Source organism: Streptomyces sp. NPDC058758, from assembly GCF_042746075.1.
In the GTDB taxonomy this organism is placed as follows: Bacteria; Actinomycetota; Actinomycetes; order Streptomycetales; family Streptomycetaceae; genus Streptomyces.
On record NZ_JBHYPS010000030.1, the window covers coordinates 40,376 to 55,672 of the forward strand.

Here is a 15,297-nt window from a genome sequence, read left to right on the forward strand (position 1 = left end):
GGTCGTGCGGGGGCGGTTCCACGGTGGTCGTCGGCCGTGTCACGGTCGACGTTCAGCGGACGGCCGGAGGGATCGGGTCGGTCGGAGAGGCAAAGCCGTCGTACGGGGTCGCGCCGCTGTGCGAGGCCGCGCCGAGCAGGACCGCGTCGGCGCCGAGGCCTGCCCGTACGACATGGGTCCCGCGCAGCAGCGGGAGGGTCCGGGCGGTGAGTTCGGCCCGGGCGGCCTCCTCGTACCAGAGGCCGGCGTGGAGGACCCCTCCGGCGAGGACCACCACGTCCGGATCGAGGGTGCTGACCACTCCGGCGAGCGCGGCGCCCAGGGCCCGGCCTCCGCGCCGCAGGACCGCGCGGGCCGCCGCGTTCCCGTCGGCGGCCGCCGCACCGACCTCGCGCAGGTCCTGGACGTCGGTGTGGGCGGCGTCGCGGCGGAGGAGAGCGGTCATGGCCGGGCCGGAGGCGACGGCTTCCACGTGTCCCATGGCGCCGCACGGGCACCGGTGCCCCTGGGCCTCGGCGACCGGGACGTGGCCCAGGTGCCCGGCCGCTCCGTGGCTGCCCCGTACCACCGTCCCGTCCAGTGCGATCGCGCCGCCGATGCCGGTCCCGGCCATGACGGCGACCGCGCTGCGCGCGCCCCGGGCCGCTCCTGCCGCCAGCTCCCCGGCCAGGAAGGCCTGGACGTCGCCGAGCAGGGACGTGGGGGCGCCCAGCGCCTCCTCGAGGAGGGCCGCGAGCGGAGTTCCGGCCCAGCCCGGCAGCGCCTCGGTGGCGGAGGCGATGGTGCGGCCGTCCGGTGCCACGACTCCCGCCGTGCCGACGCCGATCGCGGTCAGTCGGGTCCCGGCGGCGGCCGGTTCGGCCAGGGCCCGCACGGCGAGTTCCCGTACGCGGTCGACCACGGCCGCGGCGCCCTCGGCGGCCGGGGTGGCGGCCGTGGCGCGGGCGAGGAACCTGTTCCCCTCGTCGAGGACCGCGACGGCTGTCTTGGTGCCGCCGATGTCGATCCCCAGCCGTACCGCCGGCCCGTGGGAGGCAGAGGCGGTTCGGGCGCCGGGCCCGGTCCCCGGTCCGGTCGTACGGGTCGTCATCCCCTGCGCTCCCTGCTGATCGTGAGGCGGTAGTCGTAGCGGTCCGCGCGGTAGAGGCTGACGGCCCGTTCGACGGCCCGGCCGCGGATGTCCCGGGTGACCCGCTCCACGTGCAGTGCCGGGAACTGCGGGGGGACGTCGAGCAGCGCCGCCTCGCGCGGGCCCACGACGGTGGCGCGGATGGTCTGGTCGGCGGTCTCGGGCGTGGCGCCGGCCTGTTCCAGCCAGCTGTACAGGCTCTGCGGTTCGCCGTGCTCGACCAGGCCGGGTACGAGTGCCTCGGGCAGCCACACGTTCTCCAGGCACATCGGCTCGCCGTCCGCCGTGCGCAGGCGCTCCAGGTGGACCACCGGCGAGCCGGGGGTCAGGAACAGGTCGCGGGCGCAGTCCACGTCCGCCTCGGTGCGTTCCAGAACGAGGAGTCTGCTGTCGGGGACCATCCGCCGGCTGCGGATGTCCTCGGAGAACGAGGTGAGGTGCAGCGACTTGCTGATGGTGGCGGGGTCCGCGACGAAGGTGCCGGCACCCTGCACGCGGTAGACGCGGCCCTCCTGGGTGAGTCGCTCGACGGCCCGCCGCACGGTCATCCGGCTGACCGAGTAGCGCTGCATGAGGTCGCGTTCGCTGGGCAGCGCCTCGTGCGGTGCGAGGCCGTCGTCGATCAACGCCACCAGGGCGGTGCGCAGTGCCTCGTGCTTGGGTTCGCGCTCGGTTCCCGGACCGGTGCTCGCCGCCGTGCCGTTGTTCGTCCCCGTGTCGGAGTTCATCCCTTGACCGCTCCTTCGCCTACGCCCCGGAAGAAGTACCGCTGCAGGGTGAAGAAGAGAAGCAGCAGCGGGACCACGGCAATCATGGTGCCCGCGGCGACGACCCGCTGGTCGTTGGTGAACGTGCCGGAGAGGTACTGGATGCCCACGGTCAGGGTGTAGTTGGCCGGGTCCGACAGCACGATCAGCGGCCACAGGAAGTCGTCCCAGGCGAAGACGAAGCTGAAGATGGCGACGACGGCGGTGGTGCCGCGCACCGAGGGCAGGGCGATCCTCGCGTAGCGCTGCCACTCCCCCGCGCCGTCCAGGACGGCGGCCTCCTCCACCTCGCGGGGCAGGCCGAGGAAGGCGTTGCGGAAGAGCAGGATGGACAGGCTGGTGACGGCCAGCGGCAGCATCACGCCGACGAGGGTGTCGTTGAGGCCCAGCGAGCGCATCATCAGGAACTCGGACACCATGATGCTCTCGAACGGGATGATCATCGTGGCGAGGAAGATCCCGAAGGCGATCCGTCGTCCCCGGAACCGCATCCGGGCCAGGGCGTAGCCGGCCAGGGATCCGAACAGGCAGTTGGTGACGGCGCAGCCCACCGCCACGAGGAGCGAGTTGAAGGCGTACGAGAGGACCGGGACGGTCCGGGCGGCCGACGCGTAGTGGTCCAGGGTGGGGTCGTGCGGGAGCAGTTGGGGCGGGTAGCCGAAGACGCTCTCGCCGGCGCCCTTGAGCGAGGTGGACAGCTGCCAGAGGAACGGTCCGACCGTGACGACCAGGACCACGAGGAGCAGCAGGTACCGTACGCCGGTGCCCCCGGCCGCGCGCAGGCGCAGCGCGCGCGGCTTGGGCGTGACCGGAGCGGGTGCCTCGCGGGGGGCCGGCGCGGACGGGTGGGCGGGGTCCGCGAGCGGGATCGTGGTGGGGGCGGTCATGCCTGCTGCTCCCGGGAGTTGAGGCGGGTGACGAAGACGGACAGGCCGAGGGTGCCGAGGAAGAGCGCCAGGCTCATGGCGGAGGCGTAGCCGGCCTCCCCGCCCAGTCCGAGCCCCGCCTCGCGGATGGTGTAGACGAGGGTGCGGGCCTCGCCGCCGGGGCCGGCGCTGCCGTCGCTGAGGGTGTAGACCTCCGCGAAGACCTTGGCCGAGGCGATCGCGGAGAGGGTGGCGACGAGGACCATGGTCGGGCGCAGCAGGGGCACGGTGACGCTCGTGAACCGGCGTACGGGTCCCGCGCCGTCGACCTCCGCCGCTTCGAGGAGCGAGCGCGGCACGTTGGCCAGGGCGGCGAGGTAGACCACCATGTAGTAGCCCAGTCCCTTCCACACGGTCATGGCCATGGCGCTGAAGAGCAGCAGGCGGGAGTCGGTGAGGAAGGGCAGCGGCTCGGCGACGAGGTGCAGGGCGCGCAGCAGCGAGTTGACGAGGCCGTCGCTGGACAGCAGCCAGGACCAGATGAGTCCGGCGACCACCATCGAGGCCACGACCGGTGAGTAGAACACGGCGCGGAAGAAGCCGATTCCGGCGATCCTGCGCTGCACCAGGACGGCGACGAGCAGGGGCAGCACCACCATCAGGGGGACCACGACCACGACGTACAGAGCGGTGTTGCGCAGCGACAGCCAGAACGCGTCGTCCGACAGCAGCCGCCGGTAGTTGTCGAGGCCCGTGAAGTGGCCGCCGCCGAGGGTGCTGGCGTCGGTGAAGGAGAGGACGACCGTGTTGCCGAAGGGGATGAGGAAGAACGTCACCGCGACGGCGAGCGCGGGGGCGAGGAACAGCCAGGGGGCGTACCAGCGTCGGCCGGTCACGGGTCCTCCACGGTGTGCGGGTGGGGCGGGGCCGGCGGCAGGGGGTTCGCGTCCCCGCCGCCGGGGTGGGCTCGGTGGCTCCGTCGGAGCGGGCCGGTGCGGGCGGCTCCGACGAGAGGTGGTCCGGCTCGGTCAGCCGGTGATGGCGTTCGCCGCCTCGACGGCCTCGTCGAGGGCCTTCTGCGGGCTGAGCTTGCCCTGGAGGGCGAGCTGGACCTTGCCGATGACGGCCTTGGTGACGCGCTCGTCGTACTGGACGGGCACCAGGTTCCGTCCCTTGGCGATCTGCGCGGCGGAGATCTTCCGTGCCTGGGCCTCCACGGATCCGTCGCCGGCCGCGGTGAAGTAGGGGTCCTTCAGCGCCGCGGAGACGCTGGGGAGCACGGTCACGATCTTGCTGAACGCGAGCTGGTTCTCGGCGTTGGCCATGTAGGAGGCGAAGGAGACCGCCGCGGCCTGGTTCTTGCTGGACTTGGGGACCAGCAGGCCCATGACGGACATGTTCGTCGCCCCGGAGGCCCCGGTGATCTGCGGGCCGACGCCGGTCTGCTCGGCGATCTTCGGCGCGTTCTCCTTGATGATGGTCAGGAAGTTCGGACCCGACGGCAGGACGCCGATGCGGCCGGCCTGGTACGCCTCGGTCGACTTGCTGTGGTCCTGGGTGATCGAGTCCTTGGGGAAGACGCCCTTCTTGTAGGCGTCGACAAGCTTGCCGAGGTAGGCGGCCGCTTCGGGGGTGTTGAACGTCCACTTCTCGCCCGACTCGTCGAGCAGCGGCACGCCCTGCTTGGCGAGGTCGGTGATGAAGCGGTTCTCCAGGGCCGGGTGGAGGCCGTACGACTTCCCCTTGCCCGCGGTGGAGAGGCCGGCCCCGGCGGTGAGCAGTTCGTCGAAGGTGGCCGGGGGCTTCGTGGGGTCCAGGCCGGCCTTCTCGAAGAGGTCCTTGTTGTACATGGTGACCTCGGAGGTGAGGTACCAGGGGATGCCGAAGGACCCCTTCTTGCCCGGGACGGTGAAGGCGTCCCACGCGCCGGGCACGTAGTCGGCCTTGATGTCCTTCGCCGCGGTGTCCATGTCGACGAACAGTCCCTTGGCCTCCAGGGCCTGGGCGAACTGCGGGTTGAGGTTGACGACGTCGGGGAGGGTGCCGGCGACGGCGTTCGCCGTCATCTTCTCCTGGGCTCCGGCGAAGGGGATGTCGACCCACTTGACGTCGACGTCCGGGTGCTTCTTCTCGTACGAGGCGATGATGCCCTCGATGTACTCCGTGAACGTCGGCTTGAGTTGCAGCGTCTCGAAGGTGACGGTCCCCTTGAGGGCGCCTCCGGAGCCACTCGTCTGCTGGGCGCCGGCGTCGCCGTCCGTGGAACCGCCGAGTCCACAGGCGGTCGAAAGGGCTCCGAGGGCGAGGGCGACAGATGCGAGACGAGTGCCTCTGCTGGAGGGCATGACGCTCCTAGGGACGATCCGGACACCAGCCGGAAGGGGGGAAGAGAGGCCGGGGCGAGAGCCACAGCGTGATCAAGTGGTCCGTACCACTTGCTCGCTAGAGTTTGCTGAGGGTCGGCCTGCGCGTCAAGAGGCCGCCGCGCGTTCTTCTTGCGGCCCGCACGTCCGGAGCCTTCGTGCCCACCCGCCGACCGGCGGGAGGGCACGGCCGCGGGTCTTGCCTTTCCGCACCAGGCCATGGGTTGATGTGCGCCGTCACCCCACCGAAGGGAACACTCCGCAATGTCTCTCGCCCCCGGTCGACGACGTCTACTGCTCGCCGCTCCGGCCGCTCTGGCCGCCGCGCTCACGGCCCGTACCACTGCCCTCGCAGCACCTTCTTCAGGTACGAACCACTTGTCGGGCGCTTCCGTGCCGGGCACCACCATCACCGAAGGCCAGTGGACGCCGGGCACGCCCACGGCCCCCGGCCCGACGGTCGCCAGGGAACTGCTGCGGCCGCTGCCCGGCTCCATGGCGGGCCCGGAACTCGTGGTGTCCAACAACCCGGAGACCGTCACGGGACCCGGCTGGCTCATGCAGCACGCCCGCACCACCAGCACCCGCGGCGGCAGCGCCCGCTCCCTCTCCGGCACGTTCCCGCTGTACCTGTACCACCAGAACAGCACGGGCGGCACGGCATGGCTGCACGTCCTCGTCTCCAACCCCGGAACCTCCACCGTCACGGTGAGCGCCCGGGGTTCGGCGTGGACGAACGCCGACAAACCCCTGGTCCAGGACCCGGCGGGGCGTGCCGGTACGGGCCCCTGCTACGCCACGTCGGCCGACTGGGTCACGGGGAACCTGTGGAGCTACCTCTCCCCCACCTCGGTCGGGCCCAAGAAGGTGGTGCAGGCCGCGCGGATCCCGATGACCGGTTCGATCCTGGACGGGCTCCTGGAGATCACCGCGAGCGGCGGGGTGTACACGTACACGGTGGTCACCACGGACGGCAGCCTCACGACGGCGATCAACCTCTCCCAGACCGACGGCGCCGCCGCGCCGGGCAACATCATCGGCCAGACGGAGACGACGTACGGCCGCGAGGCCGGCGTCTACGGCGGCTCCCACTGGTCCACCGGCCGCACGACGATCGACGTCCCCGCAGCCGGCAGCCACCTGGGACTGGCCCTGAACACCACCGTCCGCCAGGTCGCCGCCCTGGACCAGACGGTCCCGGCCACCGCCGCGCTCCGCGACTCCTCCCAGCGCAGCTGGGGCAACTACGGCGCCCGGTACTCCGTCGAGCTGGCCCTGCGCAATCCGTCGGCGCAGCCGCGCACCGCGCGCCTCGTCTTCGGCTCCAACGTCACGGGCTCCACCGACGTGCCCGGCAACACCTGGAACGGGGCGATGGCCGTCTCCGTCGACGGCGCCGCGGCCGGGATCCAGACGGTGTACGTACGCCCGACCGCCCCGCGCGACACGATCGGTACGTACGCACTGCCCGCCGGCACGACCCGGACCGTCACCCTCGACTTCATCGTCCCCGGTCTGATCACCGCGGGTTCTCAGTTGCTGCTGGAGAGCGTGGCGGGGTAGCGCGTCGGAATGGGACAGCGCGCGACGAAGTGATCCCCGGCGCGCGCTGTCCCGTTCTGTTCCGTGCATCACCCGCAGCTCGTGACCGGGTCCCGTTGTAGAGGTTGTCGTCGGGGACGCCGCTCACGACGCTGCGCCGGCAGCCGCGTGCGAGGCGGGTTCCGGCAAGAGAACCGCGGTGCCGAAGGCCCACCCGCCTTTCGAGCGGGTGACCCCGATCCGTGTGCCCGAGCCGGGAGCGGCGGCCGCGGCGGGGACCGCCGCGTACAGGCGGGCGGAGACCGCCTCGTTCAGTGTCGGCCGGACCGCAGACATGCGTGGGCGGGTGCGGTGAAGGCGAGCGTAGTCCGTGAACGCCCGTCCGACCCGTTGGGAGGCGAACGGAGAAGCACTGAACGGCACCCACCCCGACGTGCCGTGCTGCTACTGGCGCACCAACCCAAGGTCGTCGACCAGGCACAGCACCGGAATCGCGAAGCGGGCGGATAGGTTCACGAACCGCCCGCCCAGCGCTCTTCGGGAACACAGAGCGCACGCATCACGAACGGCAGGGTCCGCCGGACGGCCGGGTGGGCCTTGCCGCAGGCGAGCAGGGTGGTGCGCCGGGTCTCCAGACGGGCCATGATCACCTGCACGTCACCGCCGTGTTTCCGCCCGGACGACGACCCCCTCGTCCATGCCGTCCTCCAGCAGACCGCCGACGAGCGAGGCAAGAGGGGCGACGCGCTCAAAGAACGCCGCCCGGTCCTCCGGCGGCAGCATCGCAGCGACGGACGCGCCCGCGCCGCGCTGGAAGGAGAACTCGCTCAGCACCAGCTCGATGAGGTTCTGCAGCGGGTCGACCGGATCGGTGCGCTCGGCGAAGGCCATGAAGCGGGTCATCTCCCGCTTCGACCAGGTCAGCAGTAAGACGGTCTTGTCGGGGAAGTAGTTGCAGACCGCCGTCCGCGCGACCCAGACCTGCTTGGCGACCTCCTAGAGCGTGAGGTCCTGCCAGTCGGCCTCGCGCAGCAGTTCGGCGAAGGCGTCGATCATCGTTTCCCTCGGGGCCGCCTTGTGCTCGGCCAGCGTGGCCCCTCCAGTCAGCTTCGGACTCATGCCGCTCCCTTACTCGAACGGTTTGGCAGGCCGAGAAAGTCGGCCGCCACCCGCTGATCACCGTTCCATGCTGTCAGCGGTGTCAGAACAAGGCGCGCAGTGAGGCGGCGCAACACTGTGGCGACCTCGGCCCGCTCGATCGCCGTAAGGTTCGTGCGGCTCTGAAGGCGCCGCACCTCCTGGGCCACCAGCAGCGACGCATGCCGCCGGGCGGCAGCACTGCGCGGAGCACGCACGGAACGAGCCGCCTGACAACACATCACCACAGGCTGTTGCACAGGGAAGAGGGCCGCTACGTCCGAAAAGCCCGCAGCGCAATCCGCGAACGGTCGGAGGTCAGGCGCGTGCCACTGGCAAGGCGTCTGTGCACACCAGCACGGGACGTGAACCCCCTCCCTGGGGAGGTCGTCTCACGGGGCTGCGGAACGATGGACAACCGCGTCAGCGGAGATCTCGCTCGATACGGCCTCGCAGGCAGCAACTCCCTTTTAGATCAGTCGCCTTGAGGGCTCCAGAGGGTTGACCGACTCCTGGGGTACTCGTACGGTCACGACTGAAAATAGTTGCTGTCATTTTCGGCAACATCTTGCTACATCGAAGCAAGCAGGAGGAAGCATGGCCCGAAAGCTCGTGGCCGCTGCACTCGCCCTCGTGGCGGGAGCCGCTGTGGCCGTCACGGGACCCGCCCCGGCCCAGGCCGCGCCGCCTGGGGTCAAGGACGTCACCGCGGTCCTCTTCGAGTGGAAGTTCAGCTCGGTCGCCAAGGAGTGCACCAATGTCCTCGGCCCCGCCGGCTACGGACTCGTCCAGGTCTCCCCGCCGCAGGAGCACATACAGGGCACCCAGTGGTGGACCTCGTACCAGCCCGTCAGCTACAAGATCGCCGGACGGCTCGGCAGCCGCACCGACTTCCAGAACATGGTCAACGCGTGCCACACCGCCGGAGTCAAGGTCATCGTCGACTCCGTGATCAACCACATGTCCGCGGGCTCCGGCACCGGCACCGGTGGCTCTTCGTACAGCAAGTACAACTACCCCGGGGTCTACTCGAACCCCGACTTCGACAACTGCACGTCTCAGATCAGCAACTACCAGGACCGCTGGAACGTCCAGAACTGCGAGCTCGTCGGACTCGCCGACCTCGACACCGGCGAAGACTACGTCCGCGGCCGCATCGCCGCCTATCTGAACGATCTGCTCTCCCTCGGTGTCGACGGCTTCCGTATCGACGCCTCCAAGCACATGGCATCCGCCGACCTCGACAACATCAAGTCCCGGCTGAGCAACCCGAACATCTACTGGAAGCACGAGGCCATCTACGGAGCCGGCGAGGCTGTGCAGCCCAGCGAGTACCTGGGCTCCGGTGACGTACAGGAGTTCCGCTACGCGTACGACCTCAAGCGCGTCTTCAACAACGAGCGCCTCGCCTACCTGAACAACTTCGGCGAGAGCTGGGGCTACATGTCCTCCGGCAAGTCCTCTGTGTTCGTCGACAACCACGACACCGAGCGCAACGGCTCCACTCTCAACTACAAGTCCGGCGCCAACTACACCCTCGCAAACGTCTTCATGCTGGCCTGGCCCTACGGCTCCCCGGACATCCACTCCGGCTACGAGTGGAGCAACATCGACGCCGGGCCGCCCAACGGGGGCACCGTCAATGCCTGCTGGCAGGACGGCTGGAAGTGCCAGCACGCCTGGCAGGAGATCAAGACCATGGTGGCGTTCCGCAACACCACCCGCGGCCAGGCAGTGGTCAACTGGTGGGACAACGGCTACCAGGCCATCGCCTTCGGCCGTGGCACCAAGGGCTACGTCGTGATCAACCACGAGTCCTACAGCATCAACAGGACCTTCGACAGCCAACTACCCGCAGGCAACTACCGCAACATTCAGAACGGTACCTGCGTAGCAGTGAACAGCAACGGCGACTTCACCGCCACCATCGCACCCCAGACAGCACTCGCGCTGCGCGCCGGCGCTACCTGCTGAACAACCACGGATCGCCTTCCGACCCCCACCCGAAGCGGCCGCCCGGGCTCCTCACCGGGCGGTCATCGTGCCTCTACACGGCGATCATGTCCCTGGCCCCCACGGGCAAGGGACAAACCCGCTGGACCCTGCGCTGGAAGACAATCCCGAAGGCCTTCGACATCACCTTCGACGACCGACTCTCCGCAGCTCGTCAGCAACCCCAACCACCCCCGCCACACCGTTCGATTCACGGACCTTGCGGAGCCACACCGGGCCGCGTGGGTCTGCCGGGCCGCAGCCAGCCAGGTGCTTCGGCGGCACGAGGGCTTCAGGCCCCGGTGTTCACGAGGGCGGCGGCAGGCCGGTGAACGCCTCGTTGGAGCGCCGGAAGACCTCCTCCGTGATGGTCGGCAGGAAGGCCGGTGGGGAGTCGAAGTACTGCTAGACGCTGGAGCGGGTCAGGCACGCGCGGGCGCCGCCCGCCGCCGACGCGACGGCGGCGGCGCCCTCGTCGACCAGGATGTCGATCGCCGCCCCCTCAGAAAGGGTGGTCCGGCTCCCTTCACACCGCGCCGAACCCGTCGACGGTCCGACCACCGTGAATCCCGCAGATCCGGGCGACGCCCCTCACACCACAGCGACGCAAGGGGTGAGCCCAAGAATCACACGAGGCCCCCGTCTCCGCACCTCGTGTCATCCCGCCCGACAGCCTCCGGAGGTCCCGCTGCGGACCCACCGCATGACGTCAGTCGCCGAGGGCGTCCGCACGATGGAGCGGCGGCGCTGAACGAACTCACGAAACCGACCCCCCGCGGTCCCAGCCGAACGCAGCGTCTTGGAACGTTACGCCGCTGCCCGAGAGGCAAAGGCCGGTGGAACAGAGGGCGGGACAGACGAGTGCTCCAGCCCCCGTCCTTCCGCTGGGTGAGCGGCACGGCTTTCCCAGGCCCAGGGCCGCCGCTCGACCGTCGCACCCGGGCCGCGGTTCCGCGCGACCCGCACGACGTCCTGGCGGAACTCTTCCGAATAAGGCTTCGAAGCAGCAACGTCCTTCCCACCTGCCCTACAGGGCAAGCCACTTCAGTCGTCACCCGATCGTGAGGCAAACCCCTTCGCGTGCTCGTCCACCCGTCCTCGGTCGATCTGCCCCATCGCATCCTGCGGTTCCTGACCAGGCGGCTGAAGACCAGACGGCAGGAGATCGGGACGCATTGGCGCCATCTTCCCGCCTCGAGACAGGCCCTGCTCGCCCTGGCTCACCTGCGGTGCGGGCAACGCGACCAAGCCGTGGTCGTCCTACGGAATCGAGCAGCAGGCCACCATCGTCGACCGGTGGTACGCCGCCACCCCGGCCTTCCTCGCCGGGGAGTTCCAGCGGCCCTTCCCCGGTCTCACCCTCAAGGCGCCCCACCCGTTCAGCCACTCCCTCACGCCCATATCCGCACTGGCATGACATGAAGGACCACCTTCGTCCTCCAACCTCACCCAGAACCTCGCACCGCGGCAAGGCCCTGATCCAGCTGCAACCGAGCGAGCCGACGAAGGGCGAAGAAGAAGCCCCGCCGGCGAACCGGTCAGGTTTCTTTGGGTACATGCTCAGGTATCACACGATGCGGGTACGGACGACAACCGAGGACGAACTCTCTCGGGTCGGCAGAGGCACGAACCGTTGGGCACTCACTGAAGGCTCCCGCCGTGACGGGCCGTCGAGCACGCGCACCACACGATCACGCTCCTCGCCTGAGAGACGAGCCAGCAGGGCCACGACCCGGCCCAGCTCGTCCTCACCCGACGTCACCGATCACCCGCCAGGTCGAGATCCCGCTCGGACGCATCGATAGGATTCGACGTCTGCTTCGGCCGGCGCCACGGATGAGCGATCGGCTGGGACACCCCGCGCCACCAGGTATCCGCGGGCAGCTTTCCCGCCGGCTCGAAAGGCTCACCGGGTCGGGGGAACGCCACCGCCTGCCCCGCCTCCTCGGCCGCGTCCTTGGTCCACTCCGCTGGCTCCGCCCACGGGTGCGGAGCCAGGTTGAAGGTGGCCCAGTGGATCGGCAGCATCACACCGGCCGGAGCGCCTCCCTGCAGGTCAAGGTGGGCCTGGACCCCCTTCGCGGGCGTCATGTGAATGTCTGGCCACGCCCCAGGCATCGGCGTATAGTCCGTGTGGTTCTTGGGCCAGAAGCCGTTCTTGATTCTTGGAGTCACCAGAGGCCCGACGCCCCGTCGGCGCGTACTAATCCACCGCTCCGCTTCCCATGAGCGTGCTCCCGTGGACGCCCTCCCGACCCGCCGCGAGGCACCCGGATACAGTGCGCGGGACAGCGGCCCGGTCGAGGAGGCAAGCGTGACCGACACCAGCGGCACCCATCACGTCGAGGGCGAAGCGCCCGTGCGGCGGCAGAGCCGACTGCGGCGCCTGAAGCGTTACGCCCCCTGTTCGCCGCGTCCTTCTGTGGGCCGTGGCCTGCTGGGTAATCCTGTACAGCGGCCAGGTTCCTGAAGGGCTCCACGCCCCACTCGGCCTCCGACCGTTACCTCACCTGTCAGGTCCCCGAGCCCGGAAGCGCGTGAACACCTCATGAACAGCCGGCCCACCCATCCCACAGCCCGCATCCTCGGCGGCAGCCACGAGCTCGTCGTCGACAGCCTGTCGTTGGATGAGGACTCGTTCACTGTCCATTACACGGTCAGGCCGCCCCTCCCCGAGGGGCAGGAAGGCGGGTCGCCCGTTCTGCTGGCGCTGGAGGCACGTGACGACGTCGGCAACGAGTACACCGACTGGGGCGGTGCGTACGGCCTGAGCGAGGACGGCGGCCACACGGACGGGACGATCACCGGGCAGCCGGCCGTCGCCCCTTCCGCGCGTGTCCTCACGGTCCGCCTCACGTTCATGCGGGAAGGGCGGGAATACCCCTGCGACCTGCCGCTTCAAGTACCGGACACCCGACCGGACTCCGACTGACACGACCAGGCCATCCACCGGCCTCATGTCGCCTTCTCCGGGGAGACGGCCGGACGTGACGAAGAGGGTCCATCCGGCGTACGCAGGCTGAGCACCATGGTCAGCCCGCCCCCAGGGGTGTCCTCCGCCGTCGCCGTGCCGCCCATCGCCTCCAGGAAGCCGCGCGCCACGGCGAGGCCGAGGCCGACGCCCTCGCCGCGCGGAGCGTCGCCGTACCGCTGGAAGGCCCCGAAGATGCGGTCCTTGGCCTCGTCGGGGACGCCGGAACCGCGGTCGACGACACGAAGTTCGACACGATCGGCGAGGGCGCTCGCCGCGACGAGGACCGGCTCCCCGTGCGGGCTGTACTTGACGGCGTTCTCGACGATGTTGGCGACGGCCCGCTCCAGCAGTCCGCGGTCGACGGCGACCATCGGGAGCGTCTCGGGGATGTCCAGTTCGACACTGTCCTCGGGAACGCCGAGGAGCGCCATCGGGACGACCTCGTCGAGGTCGGTTTCCCTGATCACGGCCGTGACGGTGCCGGTCTCCAGGCGGGACACGTCGAGGAGATTGCCGACGAGGTGGTCCAACCGGTCGGCGCCGTCCTCGATCGTCGCGAGCAGTTCCGCCTGGTCCTCGTCCGACCACTCCACGTCGTCCGCCCGCAGGGAGGAGACTGACGCCTTGATGCCGGCGAGCGGAGTGCGCAGATCGTGGCTGACCGCGGCGAGGAGTGAGGTGCGGATCTTGTTGCCCTCGGCGAGCTTGCGGGCCTCCTCCGCCTGGTCCACGAGGCGTTGGCGGTCGAGGACGACGGCGGCCTGGGCGGCGAAGGCGCCGAGGACGCGCCGGTCCTCGGCCGGCAGGACGCGGCCGGTCAGGGCGAGGGTCAGGTGGTCGCCGACGGGCATGTCCACGTCGGCGTCTTCGGGGCGACCGATGGTGGCGTGGCCGACGGCGGTGACGCACGACCACGGTTCGGTGTCCTCGCCGCGTTCCAGGAGCGCCACCGATTCCATGGAGAAGGTCTCCCGGAGCCGTTCGAGCAGGGCCTCGAGACTGGTCTCGCCGCGCAGAACGCTGCCCGCGAGGAAGGAGAGCGTCTCCGCCTCCGCACGCAGCCGGGCCGCCTGATGGGTACGGCGGGCGGCGACGTCCACGACCGAGGCGACCGAGATCGCGACCCCGACGAAGATCACCAGGGCGACGATGTTGCGCGGATCAGCGATCGTGAGCTGGTGGAGCGGCGGGGTGAAGTACCAGTTGAGCAGGAGCGATCCGACGGCCGCGGACGCCAGGGCGGGTCTGAGGCCGCCAAGGAGGGCCGCGGCCACGGTCAGGGTCAGGAAGAGCAGGACGTCGTTGGCCAGGCCGACGTCGGGCAGGGCGCTGCTCAGCAGGAGGGTGAGCAGGACGGGCCCGGCGAGGCCGACGGCCCAGCCCCACAGGCTGCGGGACCGGCCGAGCCGCGTCCGGCCGGCGGTGGGGAGACTGCGGCCCTTGGCGGCTTCGTCGTGGGTGACGATGTGGACGTCGAGGTCGGGTCCGGAGTCGCGGGCGACGGTGGCGCTGACGCCGGGCCCGAAGGCGTACTGCCACGTCCGGCGACGGCTGACGCCGAGGACGATCTGGGTGGCGTTGACGCCTCGGGCGAATTCGAGCAGCCCGGTGGGGACGTCGTCGCCGACGACGTGGTGGAAGGTGCCGCCCAGGTCCTCGACAAGGGTCCGCTGGACCGCCAGCTCCTTCGGCGAGGCCGAGGTGAGGCCGTCGCTGCGGGAGATGTAGACGGCGAGGACCTCCCCGCCTGCTCCCTTCTCGGCGAGGCGGACGGCGCGCCGGATGAGGGTGCGTCCCTCGGGTCCGCCGGTGAGACCGACGACGATCCGCTCGCGGGAACCCCAGATCTTCGAGACCCGGTGCTCGGTCCGGTACTCCTGCAGGTATTCGTCGACCCGGTCCGCGGTCCAGAGGAGGGCGAGTTCGCGCAGGGCGGTGAGGTTGCCGGGGCGGAAGTAGTTGGAGAGGGCCGCGTCGACCTTATCAGGCTTGTAGACGTTGCCGTGCGCCATGCGGCGGCGCAGCGCCTGCGGCGACATGTCGACCAGCTCGATCTGGTCGGCCCGGCGGACCACCTCGTCGGGGACCGTCTCCTGCTGCCGTACACCGGTGATCGACTCCACGACGTCGCCCAGCGACTCCAGGTGCTGGATGTTGACCGTGGATATGACGTCAATGCCCGCCGCGAGGAGTTCCTCGACGTCCTGCCAGCGCTTGCGGTTGCGGGAGCCGGGGACGTTGGTGTGGGCGAGCTCGTCGACGAGCGCGACGGCCGGGCGCCGGGCGAGGACCGCGTCGACGTCCATCTCGGTGAAGACGGTGTCCCGGTACGCGATCTCCTTGCGCGGCATCGTCTCCAGGCCGTGCAGCATCACCTCCGTACGCGGCCGGTGGTGGTGTTCGACGAAGGCGACGACGCAGTCGGTGCCGCGTTCGGCCCGCCGGTGCGCCTCCGAGAGCATCGCGTACGTCTTGCCGACGCCGGGCGCCGCGCCGAGGTAGATGCGGAACTTTCCACGTCCCATGG

Annotated in this window: 12 protein-coding genes and 3 pseudogenes; 4 read left to right on the forward strand and 11 right to left on the reverse strand. The window is 70.1% G+C overall.

Annotated elements, in window-relative coordinates; all coding sequences use genetic code 11:
- Window positions 1-52: 52 nt before the first annotated feature.
- From ACFW6A_RS28515 to ACFW6A_RS28535, 5 genes are all read right to left on the reverse strand, one after another.
- Window positions 53-1,090, reverse strand: coding sequence for an ROK family protein (locus tag ACFW6A_RS28515; protein ID WP_351856006.1), 1,038 nt, complete (start codon window positions 1,088-1,090; stop codon window positions 53-55).
- Complete coding sequence (locus ACFW6A_RS28520; RefSeq protein WP_351856009.1) at window positions 1,087-1,857, reverse strand: GntR family transcriptional regulator; 771 nt, start codon at window positions 1,855-1,857, stop codon at window positions 1,087-1,089. The genes ACFW6A_RS28515 and ACFW6A_RS28520 overlap by 4 nt, the downstream gene beginning before the upstream one ends.
- Window positions 1,854-2,783, reverse strand: coding sequence for a carbohydrate ABC transporter permease (locus tag ACFW6A_RS28525; RefSeq protein ID WP_351856011.1), 930 nt, complete (start codon window positions 2,781-2,783; stop codon window positions 1,854-1,856). The genes ACFW6A_RS28520 and ACFW6A_RS28525 overlap by 4 nt, the downstream gene beginning before the upstream one ends.
- Window positions 2,780-3,658, reverse strand: a complete 879-nt coding sequence (locus ACFW6A_RS28530) for a sugar ABC transporter permease (RefSeq protein WP_351856014.1) — start codon at window positions 3,656-3,658, stop codon at window positions 2,780-2,782. The genes ACFW6A_RS28525 and ACFW6A_RS28530 overlap by 4 nt, the downstream gene beginning before the upstream one ends.
- A gap of 132 nt (window positions 3,659-3,790) precedes the next feature.
- Entirely contained in the window at window positions 3,791-5,107 is a 1,317-nt protein-coding gene (locus ACFW6A_RS28535; protein WP_351856016.1) for a sugar ABC transporter substrate-binding protein, read from the reverse strand.
- 396 nt (window positions 5,108-5,503) lie between these two features.
- Here ACFW6A_RS28535 and ACFW6A_RS28540 point away from each other — a divergent pair, with 396 nt between their 5' ends.
- The gene (locus tag ACFW6A_RS28540; protein WP_351850173.1) at window positions 5,504-6,688 is read left to right on the forward strand and encodes a DUF3370 family protein; all 1,185 of its coding nucleotides are present in this window, start codon (window positions 5,504-5,506) and stop codon (window positions 6,686-6,688) included.
- Window positions 6,689-7,179: 491 nt separating this feature from the next.
- Here ACFW6A_RS28540 and ACFW6A_RS28545 read toward each other — a convergent pair whose 3' ends face one another.
- The 3 genes from ACFW6A_RS28545 to ACFW6A_RS28555 form a co-directional block, all read right to left on the reverse strand.
- Window positions 7,180-7,323, reverse strand: coding sequence for a hypothetical protein (locus tag ACFW6A_RS28545; RefSeq protein WP_351850174.1), 144 nt, complete (start codon window positions 7,321-7,323; stop codon window positions 7,180-7,182).
- 1 nt (window position 7,324) lies between these two features.
- A complete protein-coding gene (locus ACFW6A_RS28550; RefSeq protein WP_351850175.1) occupies window positions 7,325-7,570 on the reverse strand; it encodes a hypothetical protein in 246 nt (81 codons plus the stop codon).
- A 93-nt stretch (window positions 7,571-7,663) separates the two neighbouring features.
- Entirely contained in the window at window positions 7,664-7,786 is a 123-nt protein-coding gene (locus ACFW6A_RS28555; protein WP_351850178.1) for a hypothetical protein, read from the reverse strand.
- A gap of 615 nt (window positions 7,787-8,401) precedes the next feature.
- Between ACFW6A_RS28555 and ACFW6A_RS28560 the strand changes: the two genes are divergently transcribed.
- Window positions 8,402-9,778, forward strand: a complete 1,377-nt coding sequence (locus tag ACFW6A_RS28560; protein WP_351850179.1) for an alpha-amylase family protein — start codon at window positions 8,402-8,404, stop codon at window positions 9,776-9,778.
- Window positions 9,779-10,129: 351 nt separating this feature from the next.
- Here ACFW6A_RS28560 and ACFW6A_RS28565 read toward each other — a convergent pair.
- Window positions 10,130-10,357: pseudogene (locus ACFW6A_RS28565) on the reverse strand (TetR/AcrR family transcriptional regulator); the annotation flags it as partial.
- A gap of 519 nt (window positions 10,358-10,876) precedes the next feature.
- Here ACFW6A_RS28565 and ACFW6A_RS28570 point away from each other — a divergent pair.
- A pseudogene (locus ACFW6A_RS28570) lies at window positions 10,877-11,032 on the forward strand (IS5/IS1182 family transposase); the annotation flags it as partial.
- A 522-nt stretch (window positions 11,033-11,554) separates the two neighbouring features.
- Here the strand turns inward: ACFW6A_RS28570 and ACFW6A_RS28575 are convergent.
- A pseudogene (locus ACFW6A_RS28575) lies at window positions 11,555-11,902 on the reverse strand (MBL fold metallo-hydrolase); the annotation flags it as partial.
- A gap of 442 nt (window positions 11,903-12,344) precedes the next feature.
- Here ACFW6A_RS28575 and ACFW6A_RS28580 point away from each other — a divergent pair.
- Window positions 12,345-12,728, forward strand: a complete 384-nt coding sequence (locus ACFW6A_RS28580) for a hypothetical protein (RefSeq protein WP_351850181.1) — start codon at window positions 12,345-12,347, stop codon at window positions 12,726-12,728.
- Between the two features lie 23 nt (window positions 12,729-12,751).
- Here ACFW6A_RS28580 and ACFW6A_RS28585 read toward each other — a convergent pair whose 3' ends face one another.
- A complete protein-coding gene (locus ACFW6A_RS28585; protein WP_386644029.1) occupies window positions 12,752-15,295 on the reverse strand; it encodes a DUF4118 domain-containing protein in 2,544 nt (847 codons plus the stop codon).
- Window positions 15,296-15,297: the final 2 nt, after the last annotated feature.

Excerpts from the sequence above, each read along its gene's own strand:
- ACFW6A_RS28515 (WP_351856006.1), bottom strand. The coding sequence starts at position 1,090 with ATGACGACCCGTACGACCGGACCGGGGACCGGGCCCGGCGCCCGAACC.
- ACFW6A_RS28520 (WP_351856009.1), bottom strand. The coding sequence starts at position 1,857 with ATGAACTCCGACACGGGGACGAACAACGGCACGGCGGCGAGCACCGGT.
- ACFW6A_RS28525 (WP_351856011.1), bottom strand. The coding sequence starts at position 2,783 with ATGACCGCCCCCACCACGATCCCGCTCGCGGACCCCGCCCACCCGTCC.
- ACFW6A_RS28535 (WP_351856016.1), bottom strand. The coding sequence starts at position 5,107 with ATGCCCTCCAGCAGAGGCACTCGTCTCGCATCTGTCGCCCTCGCCCTC.
- ACFW6A_RS28550 (WP_351850175.1), bottom strand. The coding sequence starts at position 7,570 with ATGACCCGCTTCATGGCCTTCGCCGAGCGCACCGATCCGGTCGACCCG.
- ACFW6A_RS28555 (WP_351850178.1), bottom strand. The coding sequence starts at position 7,786 with ATGAGTCCGAAGCTGACTGGAGGGGCCACGCTGGCCGAGCACAAGGCG.
- ACFW6A_RS28560 (WP_351850179.1), top strand. The coding sequence starts at position 8,402 with ATGGCCCGAAAGCTCGTGGCCGCTGCACTCGCCCTCGTGGCGGGAGCC.
- ACFW6A_RS28580 (WP_351850181.1), top strand. The coding sequence starts at position 12,345 with ATGAACAGCCGGCCCACCCATCCCACAGCCCGCATCCTCGGCGGCAGC.
- ACFW6A_RS28585 (WP_386644029.1), bottom strand. The coding sequence starts at position 15,295 with ATGGGACGTGGAAAGTTCCGCATCTACCTCGGCGCGGCGCCCGGCGTC.